The organism is Parasphingopyxis sp. (assembly GCF_052168295.1).
Taxonomy (GTDB): Bacteria; Pseudomonadota; Alphaproteobacteria; order Sphingomonadales; family Sphingomonadaceae; genus Parasphingopyxis.
This window is the reverse complement of record NZ_JBQLZN010000050.1, coordinates 1-19609: the sequence shown is the minus strand read 5'-3', so window position 1 is coordinate 19609 and position 19609 is coordinate 1. Positions and strand designations below refer to the sequence as shown.

General features: G+C 63.2%; 17 protein-coding genes. 14 read left to right on the top strand and 3 right to left on the bottom strand.

What is annotated here, in order from left to right; translation table 11 throughout:
- The 10 genes from ccoN to ACTS1Z_RS08835 form a co-directional block, all read left to right on the top strand.
- The coding region (ccoN, locus tag ACTS1Z_RS08880; protein WP_442624097.1) for a cytochrome-c oxidase, cbb3-type subunit I at nucleotides 1-1113 on the top strand (1113 nt) is incomplete at its 5' end.
- 11 nt (nucleotides 1114-1124) lie between these two features.
- Nucleotides 1125-1859, top strand: coding sequence for a cytochrome-c oxidase, cbb3-type subunit II (ccoO, locus tag ACTS1Z_RS08875; RefSeq protein ID WP_442624096.1), 735 nt, complete (start codon nucleotides 1125-1127; stop codon nucleotides 1857-1859).
- A complete protein-coding gene (locus ACTS1Z_RS08870; protein WP_442624095.1) occupies nucleotides 1856-2023 on the top strand; it encodes a cbb3-type cytochrome c oxidase subunit 3 in 168 nt (55 codons plus the stop codon). The genes ccoO and ACTS1Z_RS08870 overlap by 4 nt, the downstream gene beginning before the upstream one ends.
- A 249-nt stretch (nucleotides 2024-2272) precedes the next feature.
- Entirely contained in the window at nucleotides 2273-3223 is a 951-nt protein-coding gene (gene ccoP / locus ACTS1Z_RS08865) for a cytochrome-c oxidase, cbb3-type subunit III (protein WP_442624094.1), read from the top strand.
- Nucleotides 3210-4670, top strand: a complete 1461-nt coding sequence (ccoG, locus tag ACTS1Z_RS08860) for a cytochrome c oxidase accessory protein CcoG (RefSeq protein ID WP_442624093.1) — start codon at nucleotides 3210-3212, stop codon at nucleotides 4668-4670. The genes ccoP and ccoG overlap by 14 nt, the downstream gene beginning before the upstream one ends.
- Complete coding sequence (locus ACTS1Z_RS08855; RefSeq protein WP_442624092.1) at nucleotides 4670-5122, top strand: FixH family protein; 453 nt, start codon at nucleotides 4670-4672, stop codon at nucleotides 5120-5122. Before ccoG ends, ACTS1Z_RS08855 begins: the two co-directional genes overlap by 1 nt.
- Nucleotides 5119-7242, top strand: coding sequence for a heavy metal translocating P-type ATPase (locus tag ACTS1Z_RS08850; protein ID WP_442624091.1), 2124 nt, complete (start codon nucleotides 5119-5121; stop codon nucleotides 7240-7242). The genes ACTS1Z_RS08855 and ACTS1Z_RS08850 overlap by 4 nt, the downstream gene beginning before the upstream one ends.
- The gene (ccoS, locus tag ACTS1Z_RS08845; RefSeq protein WP_442624090.1) at nucleotides 7239-7388 is read left to right on the top strand and encodes a cbb3-type cytochrome oxidase assembly protein CcoS; all 150 of its coding nucleotides are present in this window, start codon (nucleotides 7239-7241) and stop codon (nucleotides 7386-7388) included. Before ACTS1Z_RS08850 ends, ccoS begins: the two co-directional genes overlap by 4 nt.
- On the top strand, nucleotides 7385-7642 hold the full coding sequence (locus tag ACTS1Z_RS08840; RefSeq protein ID WP_442624089.1) for a hypothetical protein: 258 nt from the start codon (nucleotides 7385-7387) through the stop codon (nucleotides 7640-7642). The genes ccoS and ACTS1Z_RS08840 overlap by 4 nt, the downstream gene beginning before the upstream one ends.
- Before the next feature lie 64 nt (nucleotides 7643-7706).
- A complete protein-coding gene (locus tag ACTS1Z_RS08835) occupies nucleotides 7707-8408 on the top strand; it encodes a Crp/Fnr family transcriptional regulator (protein WP_442624088.1) in 702 nt (233 codons plus the stop codon).
- 66 nt (nucleotides 8409-8474) lie between these two features.
- Here ACTS1Z_RS08835 and ACTS1Z_RS08830 read toward each other — a convergent pair whose 3' ends face one another.
- Nucleotides 8475-9131: an OmpW/AlkL family protein gene (locus ACTS1Z_RS08830; protein ID WP_442624087.1), complete on the bottom strand. Its 657-nt coding sequence runs from the start codon at nucleotides 9129-9131 to the stop codon at nucleotides 8475-8477.
- Nucleotides 9132-9266: 135 nt separating this feature from the next.
- On the opposite strand from ACTS1Z_RS08830, the gene hemN reads away from it, so the two are divergent.
- Nucleotides 9267-10586, top strand: a complete 1320-nt coding sequence (hemN, locus tag ACTS1Z_RS08825) for an oxygen-independent coproporphyrinogen III oxidase (protein WP_442624086.1) — start codon at nucleotides 9267-9269, stop codon at nucleotides 10584-10586.
- A 448-nt stretch (nucleotides 10587-11034) separates the two neighbouring features.
- Nucleotides 11035-11982, top strand: a complete 948-nt coding sequence (locus tag ACTS1Z_RS08820; RefSeq protein ID WP_442624085.1) for a crotonase/enoyl-CoA hydratase family protein — start codon at nucleotides 11035-11037, stop codon at nucleotides 11980-11982.
- Here the strand turns inward: ACTS1Z_RS08820 and ACTS1Z_RS08815 are convergent.
- The gene (locus ACTS1Z_RS08815) at nucleotides 11969-13942 is read right to left on the bottom strand and encodes a putative bifunctional diguanylate cyclase/phosphodiesterase (protein WP_442624084.1); all 1974 of its coding nucleotides are present in this window, start codon (nucleotides 13940-13942) and stop codon (nucleotides 11969-11971) included. The two genes, ACTS1Z_RS08820 and ACTS1Z_RS08815, sit on opposite strands and share 14 nt — an antisense overlap.
- A gap of 115 nt (nucleotides 13943-14057) precedes the next feature.
- Nucleotides 14058-16403 carry a putative bifunctional diguanylate cyclase/phosphodiesterase gene (locus tag ACTS1Z_RS08810; RefSeq protein WP_442624083.1) on the bottom strand — a complete coding sequence of 782 codons (2346 nt, stop codon included), beginning with the start codon at nucleotides 16401-16403 and terminating at the stop codon, nucleotides 14058-14060.
- Between the two features lie 237 nt (nucleotides 16404-16640).
- Between ACTS1Z_RS08810 and ACTS1Z_RS08805 the strand changes: the two genes are divergently transcribed.
- Both ACTS1Z_RS08805 and ACTS1Z_RS08800 read left to right on the top strand, forming a co-directional pair.
- Nucleotides 16641-18818 carry a M3 family metallopeptidase gene (locus ACTS1Z_RS08805; RefSeq protein WP_442624082.1) on the top strand — a complete coding sequence of 726 codons (2178 nt, stop codon included), beginning with the start codon at nucleotides 16641-16643 and terminating at the stop codon, nucleotides 18816-18818.
- 30 nt (nucleotides 18819-18848) lie between these two features.
- Nucleotides 18849-19609, top strand: a 761-nt coding sequence (locus ACTS1Z_RS08800) for a haloalkane dehalogenase (RefSeq protein ID WP_442624081.1), incomplete at its 3' end; no start/stop codon positions are given.

Here is a 19609-nt window from a genome sequence, read left to right as displayed (position 1 = left end):
GCCGAGCCCGAATGGTATGTGGACCTCTGGCTCACCATCGTCTGGGTCGCCTATGCGGCGGTCTTCATCGGCACGATCGCGAAGCGCAAGGAGCCGCATATCTATGTGGCGAACTGGTTCTTCCTCGCCTTCATCATCACGATCGCGATGCTGCATATCGTCAACAATTTGGCGATCCCGGTCAGCATTTTCGGCTCGAAAAGCTATCCGGCCTTTGCCGGCGTGCAGGACGCGCTGACCCAGTGGTGGTACGGACATAACGCGGTCGGATTTTTCCTGACCGCCGGCTTCCTCGCCATGATGTACTATTTCGTGCCGAAACAGGCCGAACGCCCGGTCTACAGCTACCGGCTGTCGATCATCCACTTCTGGTCGCTGATCTTCCTCTATATCTGGGCGGGTCCGCACCACCTCCATTATACCGCGCTGCCCGACTGGGCGCAGACGCTCGGCATGGTGTTCTCGGTGATGCTGTGGATGCCGAGCTGGGGCGGCATGATCAACGGCCTGATGACGCTGAATGGCGCCTGGGACAAGATCCGCACCGATCCGATCATCCGCATGATGGTCATGGCGCTCGCCTTTTACGGGATGAGCACCTTCGAGGGGCCGATGATGTCGATCCGCGCGGTGAACTCGCTCTCGCACTATACGGACTGGACGATCGGCCATGTCCATTCGGGCGCGCTGGGCTGGAACGGCATGATCACCTTCGCGGCGATCTACTTCCTCGTCCCGCGGCTCTGGGCGCGCGAAAGGCTTTACTCTCTACGCATGGTCAACTGGCACTTCTGGCTCTCGACCGTCGGCATCGTGCTCTACGCCGCCTCGATGTGGGTCGCGGGTATCATGCAGGGCCTCATGTGGCGCGAATATGGGGCCGATGGCTATCTGGTCTACGCCTTCTCGGAAGTCACCAGCGCCATGCATCCCATGTATCTGATCCGCGCCGCGGGCGGGGCCCTCTACCTCGCCGGTGCCGCCGTCATGGTCTACAATGTGTGGCAGACCATTGCCGGCAAGATGCGTGACGAGAAGCCGATGAGCGATGCGGCTTACGATCCCGAAAAGGATCGTCCCATCACCACTCCGACCACCGTTCCCGCCGAATAAAGGACGCGACAATGGCATCCCGAATTTTCGACCATAAGAAAATCGAGCGCAACGTAACGCTGCTGTCGGTGTTCTCGCTGATCGCCGTCGCGATCGGCGGCATCGTGGAGATCGCACCGCTCTTCTACATCGACTCCACCGTCGAGGAAGTGGAAGGCGTGCGGCCCTATACGCCGCTCGAGCTCGCGGGCCGCAACGTCTATATCCGCGAAGGCTGCTATGTCTGCCATTCGCAGATGGTCCGGCCGTTCCGCGACGAAGTGGAGCGCTACGGCCATTACAGCCTGGCGGCCGAGAGCATGTACGATCACCCGTTCCAATGGGGCTCCAAGAGAACGGGCCCCGATCTGGCCCGGGTCGGCGGTCGTTATTCGGACGAATGGCATGTCCAGCATCTGATCGACCCGCGCTCGGTCGTGCCGGAATCGATCATGCCGCCCTATGCCTTCCTCGCCGATCGCGAACTCGACGGCGCGAATATCGGGGCGGACCTCCAGGCGTTGCGCGCGCTGGGCGTCCCTTATGACGACGCGATGATCGAGAATGCGGAAGCCGATTTCGCCGTGCAGGTGGATATCTTCGCCGACGCGAGCGGCATCCGCGAGCGCTATGGCGACGTGCAGATCCGCGATTTCGACGGCGATCCGACCCGGGTGACCGAGATGGATGCGCTCGTCGCCTATCTGCAGATGCTCGGCACGCTCGTCGACTTCGAATCCGCCGAGGCGCTGGAGGAACCGCGATGACCTACGAAGCCTTCCGCCAGTTCGCCGACAGCTGGGGCCTGCTGTTCATGGTCATATTGTGGGCGAGCTTCGTGCTGTGGGTCTTCCGGCCCGGCTCAAAGAAACACCATGACGATGCCGCCAACATGATTTTCGATGAAAGTGAGAATGATGGCCGAGATTAGGTTCTGTACTCATAGTCCGCGCCGTTTCTGCGCGGGGGAATTTTGTCGCGGGCTAGGAAGAAAGGCGCAGGACATGCCGGCATATTCAAGCCTTTCTGACGCCGCCAGCGGCAAAATTCGTCGCGCCCTAAAGGGTTGGGTGGAGGGGCTCAACCTGACGGCGCCAGCCGGGCTTGAATATGCTGGCATGTCCATCGCCCAGCCGGCTTGCATCTTGAGCCCCTCCACCCAACAGCAACGGTGCGGACTATGAGCACAGAACCTAACAACGAAAACGGCAAGCGCGTCGACGAGCCCACCGGCACCGAATTTGTCGGCCATGAATGGGACGGCATCGAGGAACTCGATACGCCGTTGCCGCGCTGGTGGTCGATCATCTTCTGGGCGACCGTCGTCTGGGGCCTTGCCTATACCGTCGCCTATCCGGCCTGGCCGCTGATCAACAGCGCGACCGAAGGCGTGCTCGGCTGGTCGAGCCGCGCCGCGCTGGCGGAAGACCTAGCCGAAGTGGAAGCCGAACGCGCCCCGCTGCGAGAGGCGATCGCCAATATCGATATCAACGAGTTGCCGCAGAACGAACAGCTCATGCAGACCGCCGTGAACGGCGGGCGCTCGGCCTATGTCGTACACTGCGTGCAGTGCCACGGGTCCGGTGCGGCCGGCAGCGAAGGCTATCCCAACCTCAACGATGACGACTGGCTGTGGGACGGCACGATGGAAGGCATCGAATATACGCTGATCCATGGCATCCGGAATCCCGATCATATCGAAACGCGGATTTCGCAGATGCCGGCCTTCGGCGCCGACGGCATTCTCACCGACGCGCAGATCAGCGACGTCGTTTCCTTTGTCCGCACGCTGAGCGGAGACGAGGACGCGAGCGCCGCGTCGGCCCGGGGTTCGGAACTCTACACGGCCAATTGCGCCGTCTGCCATGGCGAGAATGGCGCTGGCGACCAGACGCAGGGCGCGCCCAATCTGCGCGACAATATCTGGCTCTATGGCGAAGACCGTGCATCGATCACCGATACGGTGGCGAACAGCCGCTACGGTGTGATGCCGCGCTGGGGCCATCGGCTCGATCCGGTGACGATCCGGATGCTGACGGCCTATGTCTGGAATCTCGGCGGCGGCGAACTGCCGCCTGCAGAGCCCGAAGGCGAAGAACTCGCCGAGGCGGAGAGCGATGAACCGGGCTGAACCCATACCTCCGGACGGGCCCCCAAAGCTCTACGAGGCGCGCAAGGCGGTCCATAACAAGCGGATCGACGGCCCGTTCCGCCGCTTCAAATGGCTGGTGATGGCGGTGACGCTGGGGATCTATTACGGCACTCCGTGGATCCGTTGGGATCGCGGGCCCTATGCGCCCGACCAGGCGGTGCTGGTCGATCTCGCCAATCGCCGTTTCTACATGTTCGGTATCGAGATCTGGCCGCACGAATTCTACTATGTGGCCGGCCTGCTCATCATGGCCGGGATCGGGCTGTTTGTGATCACCAGTGCGGTCGGCCGGGCCTGGTGCGGCTATACCTGTCCGCAGACCGTCTGGACCGATCTGTTCCAGCATGTCGATCGCTTCGTCGATGGGGATCGCAATGCGCGGATGCGCCTCGACGCTGCGCCCTGGACATGGGGCAAGCTTTCACGGCGCGCGCTCAAATGGACGATCTACCTCGTCATCGGTTTCTGGACCGGTGGTGCGTGGATCATGTATTTCGCCGATGCGCCGACGCTCGTGCGCGATTTCTGGGCCGGCGAGGCGGCGCCCGCCGCCTATATCGCGGTCGCGATTCTTACCTTCACCACCGTGGCGCTAGGCGGGTTCATGCGCGAGCAGGTGTGCATCTATATGTGCCCCTGGCCGCGCATCCAGGCGGCGATGATGGACGAGAATTCGCTGACCGTCACTTACAAGGACTGGCGCGGCGAACCGCGCGGCAGCGTGAAGAAGGCGGAAAAGAACCCCGGCGCGTTCGGCGACTGTATCGATTGCATGCAATGCGTGCAGGTCTGCCCGACCGGCATCGATATCCGCGAAGGGCCGCAGATCGGCTGCATCACTTGCGCGCTGTGCATCGATGCCTGCGATCGCGTGATGGATCAGGTCGGCCGGCCGCGCGGGCTGATCGACTATGTGACGCTCGAAGGCGCGGAGAAGGAGCAGAGGGGCGAGGAAGTGCCGGGCGCGCTGCGCTCGATCTTCCGGCCGCGCACGATGATCTATTTCGCGCTCTGGGCCGGAATCGGCCTTGCGATGCTGTTCGCCGTGGGCACGCGCGACCGGCTGACGATCAACGCGATCCAGGAACGCAACCCGACCTTCGTGCAGCTGTCCGACGGCGACATCCGCAACAGTTTCGACGTCCGCGTCCGGAACATGGAAAACCGGCCGCGCGAGATGACGCTTACGCTCGATGGGCTGGACGGCGGCGTGATGTGGGCCGGGTCCGGCAATCGCGATCAGGCCCTGCGCAGCTTCACGATCAACGTTCCCGCCGATCAGCTGCTCAACACCCGTATATTCGTTGCCGCGCCATCCGACGGTCCGGCCGCCGAAGATTTCGGTTTCTCGGTCAGTGCCGGCGAGGGTGAAGAGGCGGAAACGGCTTACGAAGCGGCGCGGTTCGCGCGCCCGGGAGAAGAATGATGACGAAACGATTCAGCGGCTGGCACATGACGGCGATCCTCGTCTGCTTTTTCGGCGTGATCGCGGCGGTCAATTTCACCATGGCGACGTTTGCGACGCGGGGCTTTGGCGGCACGGTCGTGGACAACAGCTATGTCGCCAGCCAGCGGTTCAACGACTGGCTGGAAGCTGCGCGCCGCCAGGACGATCTGCAATGGACCGAGACCGTGTCGCGCGCGGGCGAACAGGTGCGCCTGCAAGTGACGACGCCGGACGGCGCGCTTGCCGGCGGGACGATCACCGCCACCGCCGAGCATCCGATCGCGCGTATGGAGCCGGTCACGCTCGACTTCGTCGAGACCGAACCCGGCGTTTACGTCAGCGATCAATCGCTCGATTCTGGCCGCTGGGTCCTGCGGATCGAAATCGCGCAAGGCGACAACCGCAAGCGCGTGCTGTTCGACCTCTCATGAACGGACCGTTCACACCGGGCACGGCCATAGTGGCCGCCGAAAGCCGCTTCGCGGTGCCCGGCATGCGGTGTGCGGGCTGCATCTCGAAGATCGAGCATGGCCTGAACGCGCGCACGGGCGTCCATGCGGCGCGGGTAAATTTTACGAGCAAACAGGTCTCGATCGCGCATGATCCGGAGATTACGGACGCCGATCTCGGTGAAGCGATCCGCGCGCTGGGGTTCGAGCCGACGCTGATCGCCGACGGGGATGCGGCGCAGGACGAAACGGACGCGATGCGCGAGTTGCTGCGCGCGCTCGCCGTGGCCGGTTTTGCCGCGATGAACGTCATGCTGCTCTCGGTCAGTGTCTGGTCCGGCGCGGATGGCGCGACGCGGGAGCTGTTTCACTGGATTTCGGCGCTGATCGCCTTGCCGGCCATCGTCTATGCCGGCCGGCCTTTCTATCGCTCGGCCTGGAGCGCGCTGCGCCATGGCCGCACCAATATGGACGTGCCGATCGCGATAGGCGTCACGATCACGGCGGCGATGAGCCTGCACGAGACGATCGTCGGCGGCGAGCATGCCTATTTCGAGAGCGCGCTGATGCTGCTCTTCTTCCTGCTCGCGGGCCGCGCGCTCGACGCGATGATGCGCCGCAAGGTCGGCGACGGCGTGTCGGCGCTTGCCCGTCAGTCCGCGCCTGGGGCGCTTGTCATTGATGCGGATGGCGCGAGCCGCTGGCGCAAATCGGCAGAGCTCGAGCCGGGTATGGTCATGCAGTTGGCCGCTGGCGAGCGGTTGGCCGCGGACGGCGTCATCGTGCGTGGCGAGAGTGCCATCGACGCTTCGCTGCTGACCGGCGAAAGCGCACCGCAACCGGTCGTACCCGGAGAAAAGGTCTTCGCCGGAACGCTCAATATGGGCGCGCCTATCACGGTCGAAGTGACGGCGGCGGCGGACGAAACGGCGCTCGCCGATATCAGCCGGCTCATGGCGACGGCGGGGCAGAGCAAGTCCCGTTATGTCCGCATCGCCGATCGCGGCGCCCGGCTCTATGCGCCGGTCGTCCATGCGCTGGCGGCGCTGACCTTTGTCGGCTGGATGATCGCAGGCGCGGACTGGCACCAGGCGATGCTGATATCGGTCGCGGTTCTGATCATCACCTGTCCGTGCGCGCTCGGCCTTGCCGTACCCGTCGCGCAGGTCGTGGCGACGGGCGCGCTGATGAAGCGCGGCATCCTCGTCAAACATGAGTCGGCGCTCGAGCGGCTGGCCGAGGCCGACCGCGTCGTGTTCGACAAGACGGGCACGCTGACGCTCGACCGGCCGGTCCCCGAAAATCTGGGCGATCTGGATGCGGAGCAGAAGCGCATCGCACTGGCGCTCGCGCGCGTCTCCCGCCATCCGCTGGCGTCGGCCTTGCGGCGGGCGCTGGAGGAAGAGGGCGTTCGCGCCGCCGAGATCGAGGCCGCCGAGGAGCGGGCCGGGCAAGGCGTTTTCGCGCGCTATAGCGGGCAGCCGGTCTCGTTGGCGCGGCCCGATATGGCCCAATCGACGCCATCGGTGGCGCTCAATACGGGTGTGGCGCAAACTGTCACGGTCACATTCCGCGATTCCCTGCGACCCGAGGCCGCGCAGATGGTCGGCGCGATGGAAGGACTCGGCCTGCCGGGATCGATCCTGTCGGGCGACACGGCCGAGGCCATCCGCCCGGTGGCGAAAACGCTCGGGCTTACCGCCCAGGCCTCCGCGCGGCCGGACGATAAATGCGAAGCGCTCGAACGGCTCGGCCGCGCGGGCAATCATGTGCTGATGGTCGGCGACGGTCTGAACGACGGACCGGCGCTCTCAGCCGCGCATGTCTCGATGGCGCCGGGCTCGGCCAGCGATGTCGGGCAGAATGCGGCGGATCTCGTCTTTCTCGGCGACAGCCTCGCGCCGCTGCCGCAGGCCGTGCGCGTCGCCCGGCGCACCATGGCCATCGTCCGGCAGAATTTCGGGCTCGCGATCCTCTATAACGTGCTCGCCGTGCCGCTCGCCATTGCGGGTTTCGTGACGCCGCTCGTGGCCGCGGTCGCCATGTCGCTCTCCTCGCTGATCGTCATCGGCAATTCGCTACGGCTGAGGCGCGCGCGGTGACCGGCCTCGCGATCCTCATCCCGGTGGCGATCGGGCTCGGACTTGCGGGGCTGGCAGCCTTTTTCTGGGCGCTTTCCGACGACCAGTTCGATGACCCGGACGGCGCCGCGGCCCGTATCCTGACCGACGAGGAGGACGAGGCGTGAAGCCGCTCGCATCTACTCTGATTGCGGGCGCGCTGATCGGGCTGGCGGGCAGTGGCATCGCGCAGCCGAGCGCGCCGGGCGCGGTGTTGTGGACCGAGGTCTGCGGGCGCCCGGGCATGCGTATTGCCATCGAACTGGACACCGAAGACCGGCAGCAGGAACGCCGCGATTGTGCCGAGGCCTGCCATGCCGCGCTGTGCCGCAAGACCATCGACACGCTCAAGAAAGGCGATGGGCGAGGGGCCGTCGTCTGAGCTCTCCGCGACGCGGATACCGAAAATTGCTGACCTGAGCGATTTCTTCGGTTAATCCGGCCGGATGTCTAGCTGCGATACATGCCTCGTGCGCAACCGTGCGATCTGCTCCGTTCTTGAAGCGGACGCGCTTTCCGACCTCAATCGTATCGGCCGCCGCAAGAAGGTGCGCCGGGGCGAAACCGTCATCTGGGAAGGCGACGACGCGCCGATAGTCGCCAACGTGATCGATGGGATGCTGAAGTTGACGACCGCCACCGGCGATGGCCGCGAGCTGATCGTCGGGATCACCTTTCCGTCCGAATTTATCGGCCGTCCGTTCGGGGCGAGCAGCGCCAACTCCGTGACGGCACTGACCGATTCCGAGCTTTGCGTCTTCACGCGCACGAGCTTCGATGCCTTCGCCAAACAGCATCCGGGCCTTGAGCACGAGCTGCTCGAACGCACGCTCGGCGAACTGGACCGGGCGCGCGAATGGATGCTGTTGCTGGGCCGTAAGAGCGCGGCCGAACGTGTGGCCTCTTTCTTGCTCGAAATGTCCAAGCGGCTGGGTGGGAAGGCGTGCGAAGGCCCGGACGGCCCGGCGGACCGCTTCGAGCTGCCGCTCTCGCGCCAGCAGACGGCCGATATTCTGGGCCTGACGATCGAAACGGTGAGCCGCCAACTCAGTCGTTTGCGCGATGCCGGGCTGATCCTGACGCCCGACCGGCGTACGATCGAGATTGTAAACCGCCCCGCGCTCGAAGCCGAAGCCGAGCGCGTCTAGCTCATAAGCTGATAAAAGAACCGGCGGGCCGCTAAGGGGTGCGACCCGCCGAAGCGATGATCCGCCCTAGAGGCGGAAGCCGATTCCGATACCGAATACGAACGGATCGAGGTCGATATCGACCTGCTGCGTGCCGATGGTGGCGTTACGCAGCGTCGCCGTCGTGTCGATGTCGATATATTTGACGTCGAAGTTCAGAAAGACATTCTCGCTGACATCGATATCGACGCCCGCCTGCAGCGCCCAGCCCCAGCTATCGCTCAAGGAAACGGAGGTCGGCCCGACCGCGGTTTCGAGCCCGGTCGACGCATCTTCCGAATAAAAGGCCGTATAGTTGATGCCGGCGCCGATATAGGGCCGCACCGATGCCTCGGGCGTAATGTGATATTGCACGGTGAGCGTCGGCGGCAATACCCAGGTCGAGCCAAGTTCGCCGATGCCGCCCGTCGTGCCGGAGGTACCGGCAAAATCATGTTTGGTTGTCGCGGCGATCAGCTCGAAGCCGATATGGTCGGTCGCCATATAGGTGATATCCACTTCGGGTGCGAAACTGTCGCTGACCTCCACCTCTTCGCCCGGGAATGTCGGCAGGATCGAGCCGGAATTCTCGGTCGGGGAGACGACGACCGCCCGGACGCGTAGCAGCACATCGCCAGCCTCGGCGAATGCCGGCGCCGGGATCGCAACCGTCGCGAGAAGGGGCAGGAGGGATAACGCACGCATGGTGATACCTTTCATTTTTCTTGTTTCGGTGCGGATGCTGTGCGCGCGCGATCCCGATGGCGCTTTGATCGCGATCAAGCGAAACCTTGATCCCGGTCAAGGAGCCGGGCGAGCGGGCATGCTGTGTGGCGGGGCATGTGGCCTTACATACCAGAGCTGCTCGATCGCCCCGTGCCGCGTTATACGAGCTATCCGACCGCCGCGGAGTTCGGACCGGTCGATGAAAGCTTTCACGAAGCGGGCTTTGACGACCTGGCCCCCGAGGCCGCCGTTTCGCTCTATGCGCATATCCCTTTTTGCGAAACGATCTGCTGGTATTGCGGCTGCAATACGGGCGCGGCCAACCGTGCCCACCGGCTCGCCGCCTATCTCGATGCGCTGCACTGCGAGATCGAGACGGTGTCCGAACGGCTCGGCAACCGGCGCCCGATCACGCAGATCGCCTTTGGCGGCGGCAGCCCGAACGCCATCGATCCGGTCGATTTCGTCCGGCTGCTCGATCATCTCTTCATCGCGTTTGATGCCTTCGACGCGCGCCTGTCGACCGAGCTCGATCCGCGCAGCCTGACGGACGAGTGGATGGCCGTTCTGGGGCGCGCCGGCTTCAGCCATGCAAGCCTTGGTGTCCAGACTTTTGATCCGGAGCTGCAGGCGCGGATCGGACGGGTACAACCAGCGGACAACATAGCGCGCGCAGTCGACGGGCTACGCAGCCACGGTATCTCGTCGCTCAATTTCGATCTGATGTACGGGTTGCCGGGGCAGGATTGCGCGATGCTCGCGGAGACGCTCGAACAGGCGGTGACGCTGCGGCCGGACAGGGTCGCCCTGTTCGGCTATGCGCATCTGCCAGCCATGATCAAGCGCCAGCGCCGGATCGACGATAGCGACATGCCCGCGGCGCGGGAACGGTTCGACATGGCGGCGCTGGGCTTCGATCTGCTGGTCGGCGCCGGCTATGAGCCGCTCGGCTTCGATCATTTCGCGCTGCCGGGCGACAGTCTCGCCAAGGCCCATGACGAAGGCCGGATGCGGCGCAATTTCCAGGGGTTTACCGACGATGATTGCGTCGCGCTGATCGGTATGGGGGCGAGCGCGATCAGCAGCTTCCCGGACCGGCTCGTGCAGAATGCGAAAAACAGCGGACAGTATCGTCTGGTTGCCGGCGCCAATCGCCTGGCCGCGGAGCGTGGCGCAATGCGCGACGCCATGGATCGCCGGCGCGGGGCCGTCATCGAAAGCCTTTTATGCACGGGTGCAGCCGATATCGGCCATCTCGAAACGAGCGACAGCCTGGACGCGGATATCGCGCGTTTGCGGGCGTTCGGTCTTCTGGATGCCGTTGGCGACCATATTCGCCTGACCGAAGATGGCCGGCCCTATGCGCGGATTGTCGCCGCCTTGTTCGATGCGCATCGCGCGCCGCAGGAGCAGCGGTTCAGCAGTGCGATCTAGTTTCCAATTCGATCCGGCATAAGCCTTGCGGCCGGAAGGCGTGTTTTAGCTTTGCGTGCTATCCGCCGTGTCGACCGTTTCGAAGCGCACAACATGATCGGCGTGCTTTAGCTCGGGAAGTCGCGCAAAACGGCCGATAAACTGCTCGCAATCGCGGCTCATGGCGCAGGTGAAGGATCGCCCGCCGGCAAGATGGAAACGCGCCAGGCGGCGCGGTGCGGCGCGTTGGCCGAAGTCCGGGAGGCGAGCGCGATCCATGGCACCGGAGATGCCCCATAGAGCTTAACAATTCGTGCAGGGACCCATTTCACTGGCCACGCGTTAACCATAGTGCCAGGCGGCGGCAGTTTCTGTCTTGCAAAGAGACGGTTGAAACAAACGGCGATTATCGTTTGCTCGACGTAACTAAATATGTTTAGATTCCATACACCTTGTTCGGAGATTTGCGTTGGACCAGAGCAGGATCGGAACACCGGACAGTCAATCGCTGTCCAGCGAACTCGCCGACAAGCTCCTTGATCAGCCGATCCCGGACGATCTGCCGCAGGTTCCGGCATCGCCGCTTTTCGATCTCGGCCAGCTCGAAGTCAGCTGGGATGACGACCTCAAGGCGCTGTGGACCTATATGACGCCGCACGGGCGCCCAAGCTTCAATCTGCCGATGCTGCGCGATTTCGACGTCTGGCAGAACGAGATCGCGCGGCTCTATGGCGGCGACAACGAAGAGCTGCGCTACCTCATCCTCGGATCGCGTTTCCCGGGCGTATGGAATTTCGGCGGCGATCTTGGCCTGTTTTCCAAATATATCCGCAATCAGGACCGGCAATCGCTCGTCGATTATGGCCGGGCCTGCAACAATATCCTGTTCCGCAACATGCGCGGGCTCAACCTGCCCATGGTAACGATCGGCCTGGTGCAAGGACAGGCGCTGGGCGGCGGATTCGAAGCACTGATGTCGTTCAACGTCATCGTCGCGGAACGCGGCGCGAAGTTCGGCTTGCCGGAAATCGCGTTCGGCCTGTTCCCGGGTATGGGCGCGCACGCGTTACTGGCCCGGCGGTTGGGTTTCGCGAAGGCTGAAGAGATGATCCTCAGCGGCAAGACCTACAGCGCCCAAGAGATGCACGATCTCGGGCTGGTCCATTATCTGGTCGAGGATGGCGCGGGCGAAGAGGGCGTGCGCGACTATATCCGGCAGAACAGCCGCCGCCACGCCGGCAATCACGCGGTGTTCAAGGCGAGCCGGGAAGTCTGGCCGGTGTCGCTCGAAGAGCTGAACGCGATCGTCGAAATCTGGGCGGATACGGCGCTCAAGCTCAAGGAGAGCGATTTGCGGCTCATGGAAAGGCTCGTCCGCGCGCAGGCGAAGCTGTCCGCCAAAATCAGCTCAGATTAGCGATCTTCCGGTCGTCGTCGCTGGGTAGGCCTTCGTGCGCCAAGCGCTGCTTGGCCTGGGCAGCGGTCATCGGGCGGGCATAATAGAAACCCTGGACACGGCTGCATCCGGCGTCGCGGACCCGCTTGAGCTGCTCTTCGGTTTCGACGCCCTCGGCGACCGTCGCCACGTCGAGCGATTTCGCAAGCTGCACGACCGCGCCGATGATCTTCTGGTCGGTCGGGCTATTGGCGATATTGCGGATGAACGACTTGTCGATCTTGATCGTATCGAACTCCCAGCTGCGCAGATAGGTGAGCGAGGAGAAGCCGGTGCCGAAATCGTCGAGACAGAGGCGCAATCCCATCTTCTGAAGCTGGCGCAGCAGCGAATTGGTATGCGGGCTCTTGTCGAGCAGCACGGACTCGGTGATTTCGAGCTCGAGCCGCCGCGCGACCATGCCGGTGTTGACCAGCGTTTCGATGATCGTGACGGGCAGGTTGTTACGCTTCAACAGCGCCGGCGAGATGTTGACCGACACGTTGATGTTTTCGGGCCATTCGGCCGCGGCCTCGCAGGCCTTGCGCATCACCCATTGCGTGATTTCGCCGATCAGGCCGGCGCTTTCGGCAACCGGAATGAAGACGGCCGGGCTGACATCGCCCAATTCCGGATGGTTCCAGCGCAACAGCGCCTCGCAGCTCTTCGTCCGGCCGGTTTCCAGATCGATGATCGGCTGGAACAGGACCGTGAATTCCCCGTTGGCCAGCGCATCGTTGAGACCGGACTCGATCTTGCGGTGCATGAGGAAGTCCTCGTGCATGAACGGCTCGAACAGGCGCACACTCTTCCCGCCTTCGTTTTTCGCGTGGTAGAGCGCGATATCGGCATTCTTGAGCATGATTTCGCTCTGGCGGCCGTGATCGGGCGAGACGGCGATGCCGAGCGATGCGGCGACTTCGACGGTATTCTCGTTGATGCTGACCGGTTGGGAGATGGATTCGAGAATCTCCACGCCCAGAAGATGCGCTTCCTCGGTGCTCGCGACCCTCGCCATGATGACGAACTCGTCGCCGCCGAAGCGCGCAAGCCAGCCGCGATTGCCGAGCACGGCTTTCACGCGCTGGGCGGTCACAATAAGCACCTTGTCGCCGGCGAGATGGCCGAGCGTGTCGTTGATCGTCTTGAAATGATCGAGATCCATCCAGATCACGGTCAGCTTCTCGTCGTGCTCCTCTTCGACCGTGTCGAGCAGTTCGCTGAGCCGCATCTGCATGGCGAGCCGGTTGTCGAGCCCTGTGAGCATGTCGCTGCGCGCCATCTTTTCGAAGCGCGCGGCGACCTCGCTCTTCTCCTGTTTACCCGACAGCGCCGAATATACGACTTCGTAGATCTGCAGGCCGATATCGACCATGCCGAACACGAAGATGATTACGCAAAGGCCCAACGTGATGCTGAGCGGCGTGCCCATCACGAACAGGCCGAGCGCCATCGGCAAGGTTCCGAGGCACAGCTGGCCGATCGCGATGATCGGCCGCCCGGCGTTGCGGGCCGCGACGCCCGCCGAGTATCCGGTCGCCATGATCGTGGCCATGAGCAGCAGCACCGTCTCCGAACTCTGGGTCAGTGTCAGGAAGGCCTGGGCGCCGAGCAGCGACGCATAGAGCCAGGCGCCGACTTCATAGATGCGCTCCCAATAGAGCTGTTCGCGCGCGGAATCGCCGTGTTCGCTGCGCAAATAGATGATCGCCGATGCGATGCGGAGAACGCCGACAAGATGGATCGCGATCGAGCAGATGAGGAGGGCGAGGCTGCCGGAGACATAGGCGATGCAGGCTGCGGTAACGCTGCCCGCTATGGCGCCGATCGCGAGCGATCCGGGAGATGTGTAAAGCGTGCTGACAAGGGCAGCGCGAACCTGGCGCGCGAGCGAACTCTCCGAGGCCGCCAAATGCCGCAATTTAGAGCCGACAGTCGGCATCTCGTTCTCCCATACCCCCAAACAGATAGGGGCATATGGTTAAGGAATTATTCGGTTTGGGCTGAAAAGCTTGGTTTTTTGCGCCGTTCGCCGATCGTGCCTCTCTCTTCACAGATCAGCCGACCAGGCGATGCTCCCACTTGCTGCCGACTATTTCCAAGGTACGCTCGATCGGCATCGGACGGCCGAACAGATACCCCTGGATCTGGTGACAGCCCAGATCGCGCATCCGGTTGAAATCCTCCGCCGTTTCAACGCCTTCCGCGGTAATCGTGAGGCGGAAACTGTTGGCCAGCATGACGATGGCGCGGATGATCGACACCGTCTCTTCGCGCGTTCCGGCTTCGCGCACGAAACTCCCGTCGATCTTCAGCTTGTGGAAGACGGCCTTGTTCAGATAGCCGAGCGAGGAATAGCCGGTGCCGAAATCGTCGAGCGCGATGCCGACGCCGAGGCCGCGCAGGCGCTTGAGCACGTCCACGGCATTACCGGCGGCGCTCATGAACACCGATTCTGTCACTTCGATTTCAAGACGGTTAGCCTGAAGGCGCGATTTCCGTAGTGCGTCCGACACCGTATTCGGTAAAGCCGGGACCACGAGCTGGGACGGCGATACGTTGACGGCGACGGTGATGTCCTCGGGCCATGTCGCGGCGTCCATACAGGCCTGGCGCATTACCCAGGCGCCCAGTTCGTCGACGAGCCCGCTTTCCTCCGCGATTGGGATGAAAACGGCCGGCGAAATCGGCCCGCGTGTCGGATGGTTCCAGCGCAGCAGCGCCTCGAAACCGGTCACGCGCTGCGTATCTGCGGACACCAACGGCTGGTAGAGCAGGTGGAACTGCTCGGTGCCGATCGCCTGACGCATGTCATGCTCGAGCCTGACGCGCTCCTCGGCAGCAACCTGCATCTGCGGGTCGAAATTGCAGAAGGTCGCACGGCCCAGCGATTTCGCATGATAGAGAGCGAGGTCGGCCTTCCGGACGAGATCGTCGACGGTGTCGCCGTCGATCGGTCCATAGGCGCAGCCGATGCTGAGACCGATCCGGATCTGCACATTGTCGATCATATAGGGTTCGCTGACCGCCGCGATCAGCTTTTCGGCGAGCGCTTCGACGCCGACGCGGCTCTGCGCATCGTCCACGACGACGGCAAATTCGTCGCCGCCGATCCGGCCTACCGCGCCACGGCTGCCGACCACATCCTTGAGCCGCCGGGCAACGGTCTTGAGCACCGCATCGCCCTTCGGATGACCGAATGTGTCATTGACTGGTTTGAACCCGTCGAGATCGAGGAACATGATTGCGCACGGCACGCCCTTTTCCTTGGCATCGCCGAGCGCGGTATCGAGCAGGGTCCGCACGCGCGAGCGGTTCGGCAGGCCGGTCAGCACGTCCAGATTGGCCAGATGCTGCAGCTTGGCATGCGAGCTCTTGGAGTCCGTAATGTCGAGACCGACGCCGCGATATCCCTGGAATTCACCGTCGTCCGAAACGACCGGGCTGCCCGAGAGCGTTATCCAGCGCGGGTCCTTCCCGCTTTTTAGCTCCAGTTCGAATTTTTCGAACCGTTCCCGTTTTGCGAGCAATTTGCCCACGCCGGATCCTTCGCCGAGCGCGCTCGACAGGGACTTGCCCAAGAGCTGGTAGGTCGCCGTGCCGAGCAGCTCGCCCATGCGCGGCGACACGTAAGTGAGGCAATATTGGCTGTCGACCTGCCAGAGCCATCCGGCCCCGCGGTCTTCATATTCCTTGAGAAGGTAACGGATATCGGCGCGCTTGGCGGCCAATACGCCGGCGCGATCGATCTGACCCTGCCACGAACGGGCGAGCAGGAGAAAACCGACCATCGCCGCGGCTGCGAAGGCAGCCAGAATGGCGATGCCGGGTAACGCGTCGGCGCCGACGCCATATAGCCCGGCAAAGGCAAGGCCGATGGCGAGCGTCGATACCCAGACGGCCACGGCCGAAGGTATCACCGCGACCGAAATCCCGCTGACGATCATCATCGCGACAAGGCCGCCGGTGAATGTGTAGTTGATCGGTGCGCCCGTGACCGCCGCGTAGACGGGCAGCGATATCCAGAGGGCCGCTCGGATCGCACTGTCCAAGGCCGCGATCCGGATTTTCGATACGGGCAGCTGATCGCTCCGCCGGATCATGGAGGAACGGTTCAGCCAGCGCGCGGAGAGGTAGGTTGCCGCGATAATCAGTGCCAGCCAACCGAGCAGCAGCAGGAGCGGGAGGCTCTGGCGTTCAAGAATGACGAAGACGACCGCGCAGATGGATTGCGTCGCACCGGAATAAAGCGTGAAGCGGGACAGGATGTTGATCTGGGCGGTGCGGACCTCGCCGGCCGGCGCGTGCCGCTCTTCGATCATATGCGCGGGGCCGCGCGCATCGCCTTCGCGGCGATGGGCGAGCTGCGGTCCGTTATCCGACGTGCGTTTGTGAGTTGCCATAGCTTCCCGGCTCGATGCAGTTCGCCGGGCATATAGCCATGAACTCTTTGATGCTTGGTTAAGACGGGATTCGGCTTGTTTTCCGCGGATTTGCCGTCGGAGAGCGCAACGGTGGCTCCTCCGCGCAAATCTTTGCCACCGGCACTTTGCGAACGGGCACGATATTGCCTAGATAGCGTCCAACGCAATCGGCGGGTCGCAAAAGCCGCGATCCGTCCATTTTTTAGGAGAACGAGGATGCGCGTTGCGCTTTTTGCGGCGGTCAGTGGTTTCGCACTTGCCGCGTCTTTCACCCCCCTGGCTGAGGATAGCGCCATGGCGAACGATCACGCGGCGACGGCCGAAGCGCCGGAAACCGAAAATCCGCTGCTCGCCGAATGGACCGGCCCCTATGAAGGCGTGCCGCCCTGGGACGAAATGGCGCCCGAGCATTTCCCCGGTGCGTTCGAAGCCGCGATGGAAGAGATGCGCGCCGAGGTGCAGGCGATCATCGACAATCCCGAACCGCCGACCTTCGCGAATACCAACGAGGCGATGGAACTGGTCGGGGACCGTATGGGCAATGTGCAGGCGATGTTCGGCGTCGCCGTCAGCAATGTCAGCAATGACGAATATCGAGCCGTGCAGCGCGAATGGTCTCCGCGCCTCGCAGCCTTCTACCAGGAACTCTATCTCCAGCCCGAGCTGGTCGCGCGCTACCGTACCGTCTACGAAAACCGCGAAAATGCCGGTCTGACGGCCGAGCAGCTGCGCCTCGTGGAACGCGATTATGAGCAGCTGCAGCGCAATGGCGCGCTGCTCGAAGGTGCCGAGCGTGAGCGGCTGGCGGAAATCACGACCGAACTGGCCGGGCTTTACAGCGAGTTTTCGAACAAGGTGCTCGCCGACGAGGAAACCTATGTGCTGCTCGACAGCGAGGACGATCTCGCAGGCCTTTCCGACAGCTTTATCGCTACGCTGCGCGCCGCGGCCGAAGAGCGCGGCGAAGAGGGCTGGGCCATCGTTAACACCCGCTCCTTCATGCAGCCCTTCCTGCAATATTCGACGCGGCGCGACCTGCGCGAACAGGTCTGGCGGGCGTACGTCAATCGCGGCGACAATGGCGATGCGAATGATACGAACGATATCATCGCGCAGATCCTCGCGCTCCGCGCCGAGCGGGCCGAACTGCTCGGTTTCGAAACCCATGCCCATTGGCGCATGGCCGACACGATGGCCCAGACGCCCGAAAATGCGAACGAACTGATGATGCGTGTCTGGCCGGCAGCGGTAGCGCGCGTGCAGCAGGAAGTCGCCGATATGCAGGCGATTGCCGATGCCGAGGGCGCGGACATCACGATCGAGCCCTGGGACTATCGCTTCTACGCGGAAAAGGTCCGCCAGGCGCAGTACAGCATCGATGAGTCCGAGATCCGGCCCTATTTCCAGCTCGAGAATATGATCGACGCCATGTTCTACATGGCCGAGCGGCTATGGGATCTGCGGTTCACCGAGAATACCGGCGAAATTCCGGTCTTCCAGGAGGATGTCCGCACCTTCGTCGTGACCGATGCGCGCGACGGATCCAATGTCGGCGTCTTCTATCTCGACACCTATGCGCGCACGGGCAAGCGTTCGGGCGCGTGGATGACGACCTATCGCAGCCAGCAGACGCTCGGCGGCGAGCAGAATGTGCTCGCGTCCAACAACAACAATTTCACCGAACCGCCCGAGGGCGAACCGGCGCTGATCAGCCTGGACGATGCGCGGACGCTGTTCCACGAATTCGGCCACGGCATCCATTATCTGCTGCAGGACGTCTATTATCCGTCGCTCGCCAACACGCCGCGCGATTTCGTCGAATATCCGAGCCAGGTGATGGAGAATTGGGTGCTGACCCGCCCGATCCTCAACCAGTTCGCCCGCCATGTCGAAACCGGCGAACCGATGCCGCAGGAGCTTGTCGACCGGATCGACGCGAGCAGCACCTTCAACCAGGGCTTCGCGACCGTCGAATATCTGGCGAGCGCGATCGTCGATATGCGGCTGCATAACCGCGCCGAACCGATCACGGATGTCGATGCGTTCGAACGCGAAACGCTCGCCGATATCGGCATGCCCGACGAGATCGTGATGCGGCACCGTCTGCCGCAGTTCAATCACCTGTTCTCCTCGGACGCCTATTCGGCCGGCTATTACAGCTATCTCTGGTCGGAAACGATGGATGCGGACACCTGGGAAGCGTTCGAGGAATCGGGCGACGTCTGGGATCGCACGATTGCCGATCGTTTCCGCGAAACCCTGCTGTCGACCGGTAACGAGACCGACCGGGCCGAGGCCTATCGCGAATTCCGCGGCCGCGATCCCGATGTCGACGCGCTGCTCAGAAAGCGCGGCTTCCCGACCGGCGTGGTCGGTGCGGTCGGAGACCAATAGCCGCACAGCCAAAGATCGAGAGGAAAGACCATGACCATCGCAGCCCTGCGTACGCCCGACGAGCGTTTCGAGAATCTGCCGGATTTCGATTATCCGGTGCATTATGTGGACGATCTTCCGGGCTATGAAGGGCTGCGGGCGGCATGGGTCGATGCGGGGCCGGCGGATGCGGACCGGGTGTTCCTGTGTCTGCACGGCGAGCCGAGCTGGAGCTTTCTCTATCGCAAGATGATCCCGGTGTTCCTCGAAAGCGGGGCCCGGGTCGTCGCGCCCGATTTCTTCGGCTTCGGCCGGTCGGACAAGCCGACGGAGGCGGACACTTACGGCTTCAATTTCCATCGCAACTATATCCTGGCGCTGGTCGAGCGGCTGGACCTGAAGAACATCACTTTGGTCGTGCAGGATTGGGGCGGGCTGATCGGCCTGACCCTGCCGGTCGATGAAAAGTTCCGCGCGCGTTTCTCGCGGCTGATCGTAATGAACACAGGCCTCGGCATCGGCAAGACGCCGAGCGACGGGTTTATCGCCTGGAAAAACTACGCCGCCTCGACGCCGGACCTGCCGATCGGCGAACTCATCGCGCGCGGGACGCCGCAGATGACCGATGCGGAAAAGGCCGCCTATGACGCACCCTTTCCCTCGCCCGATTACAAGATGGGTGCGCGGCGTTTCCCCGAACTCGTGCCGATCTCACCGGAGATGGAGGGTGTGGATGTCAGCCTCAAGGCGGCCGCCTTCTGGAAGGACGAATTCGACGGCGCGAGCTTCATGGCGGTCGGCGATGCCGATCC

Bases quoted from the DNA above. Each gene is read 5' to 3' on its own strand.
- ccoO (WP_442624096.1), top strand. From the start codon at position 1,125: ATGGCATCCCGAATTTTCGACCATAAGAAAATCGAGCGCAACGTAACG.
- ACTS1Z_RS08870 (WP_442624095.1), top strand. From the start codon at position 1,856: ATGACCTACGAAGCCTTCCGCCAGTTCGCCGACAGCTGGGGCCTGCTG.
- ccoP (WP_442624094.1), top strand. From the start codon at position 2,273: ATGAGCACAGAACCTAACAACGAAAACGGCAAGCGCGTCGACGAGCCC.
- ccoG (WP_442624093.1), top strand. From the start codon at position 3,210: ATGAACCGGGCTGAACCCATACCTCCGGACGGGCCCCCAAAGCTCTAC.
- ACTS1Z_RS08855 (WP_442624092.1), top strand. From the start codon at position 4,670: ATGACGAAACGATTCAGCGGCTGGCACATGACGGCGATCCTCGTCTGC.
- ACTS1Z_RS08850 (WP_442624091.1), top strand. From the start codon at position 5,119: ATGAACGGACCGTTCACACCGGGCACGGCCATAGTGGCCGCCGAAAGC.
- ACTS1Z_RS08835 (WP_442624088.1), top strand. From the start codon at position 7,707: ATGTCTAGCTGCGATACATGCCTCGTGCGCAACCGTGCGATCTGCTCC.
- ACTS1Z_RS08830 (WP_442624087.1), bottom strand. From the start codon at position 9,131: ATGCGTGCGTTATCCCTCCTGCCCCTTCTCGCGACGGTTGCGATCCCG.
- hemN (WP_442624086.1), top strand. From the start codon at position 9,267: ATGTGGCCTTACATACCAGAGCTGCTCGATCGCCCCGTGCCGCGTTAT.
- ACTS1Z_RS08815 (WP_442624084.1), bottom strand. From the start codon at position 13,942: ATGCCGACTGTCGGCTCTAAATTGCGGCATTTGGCGGCCTCGGAGAGT.
- ACTS1Z_RS08810 (WP_442624083.1), bottom strand. From the start codon at position 16,403: ATGGCAACTCACAAACGCACGTCGGATAACGGACCGCAGCTCGCCCAT.
- ACTS1Z_RS08805 (WP_442624082.1), top strand. From the start codon at position 16,641: ATGCGCGTTGCGCTTTTTGCGGCGGTCAGTGGTTTCGCACTTGCCGCG.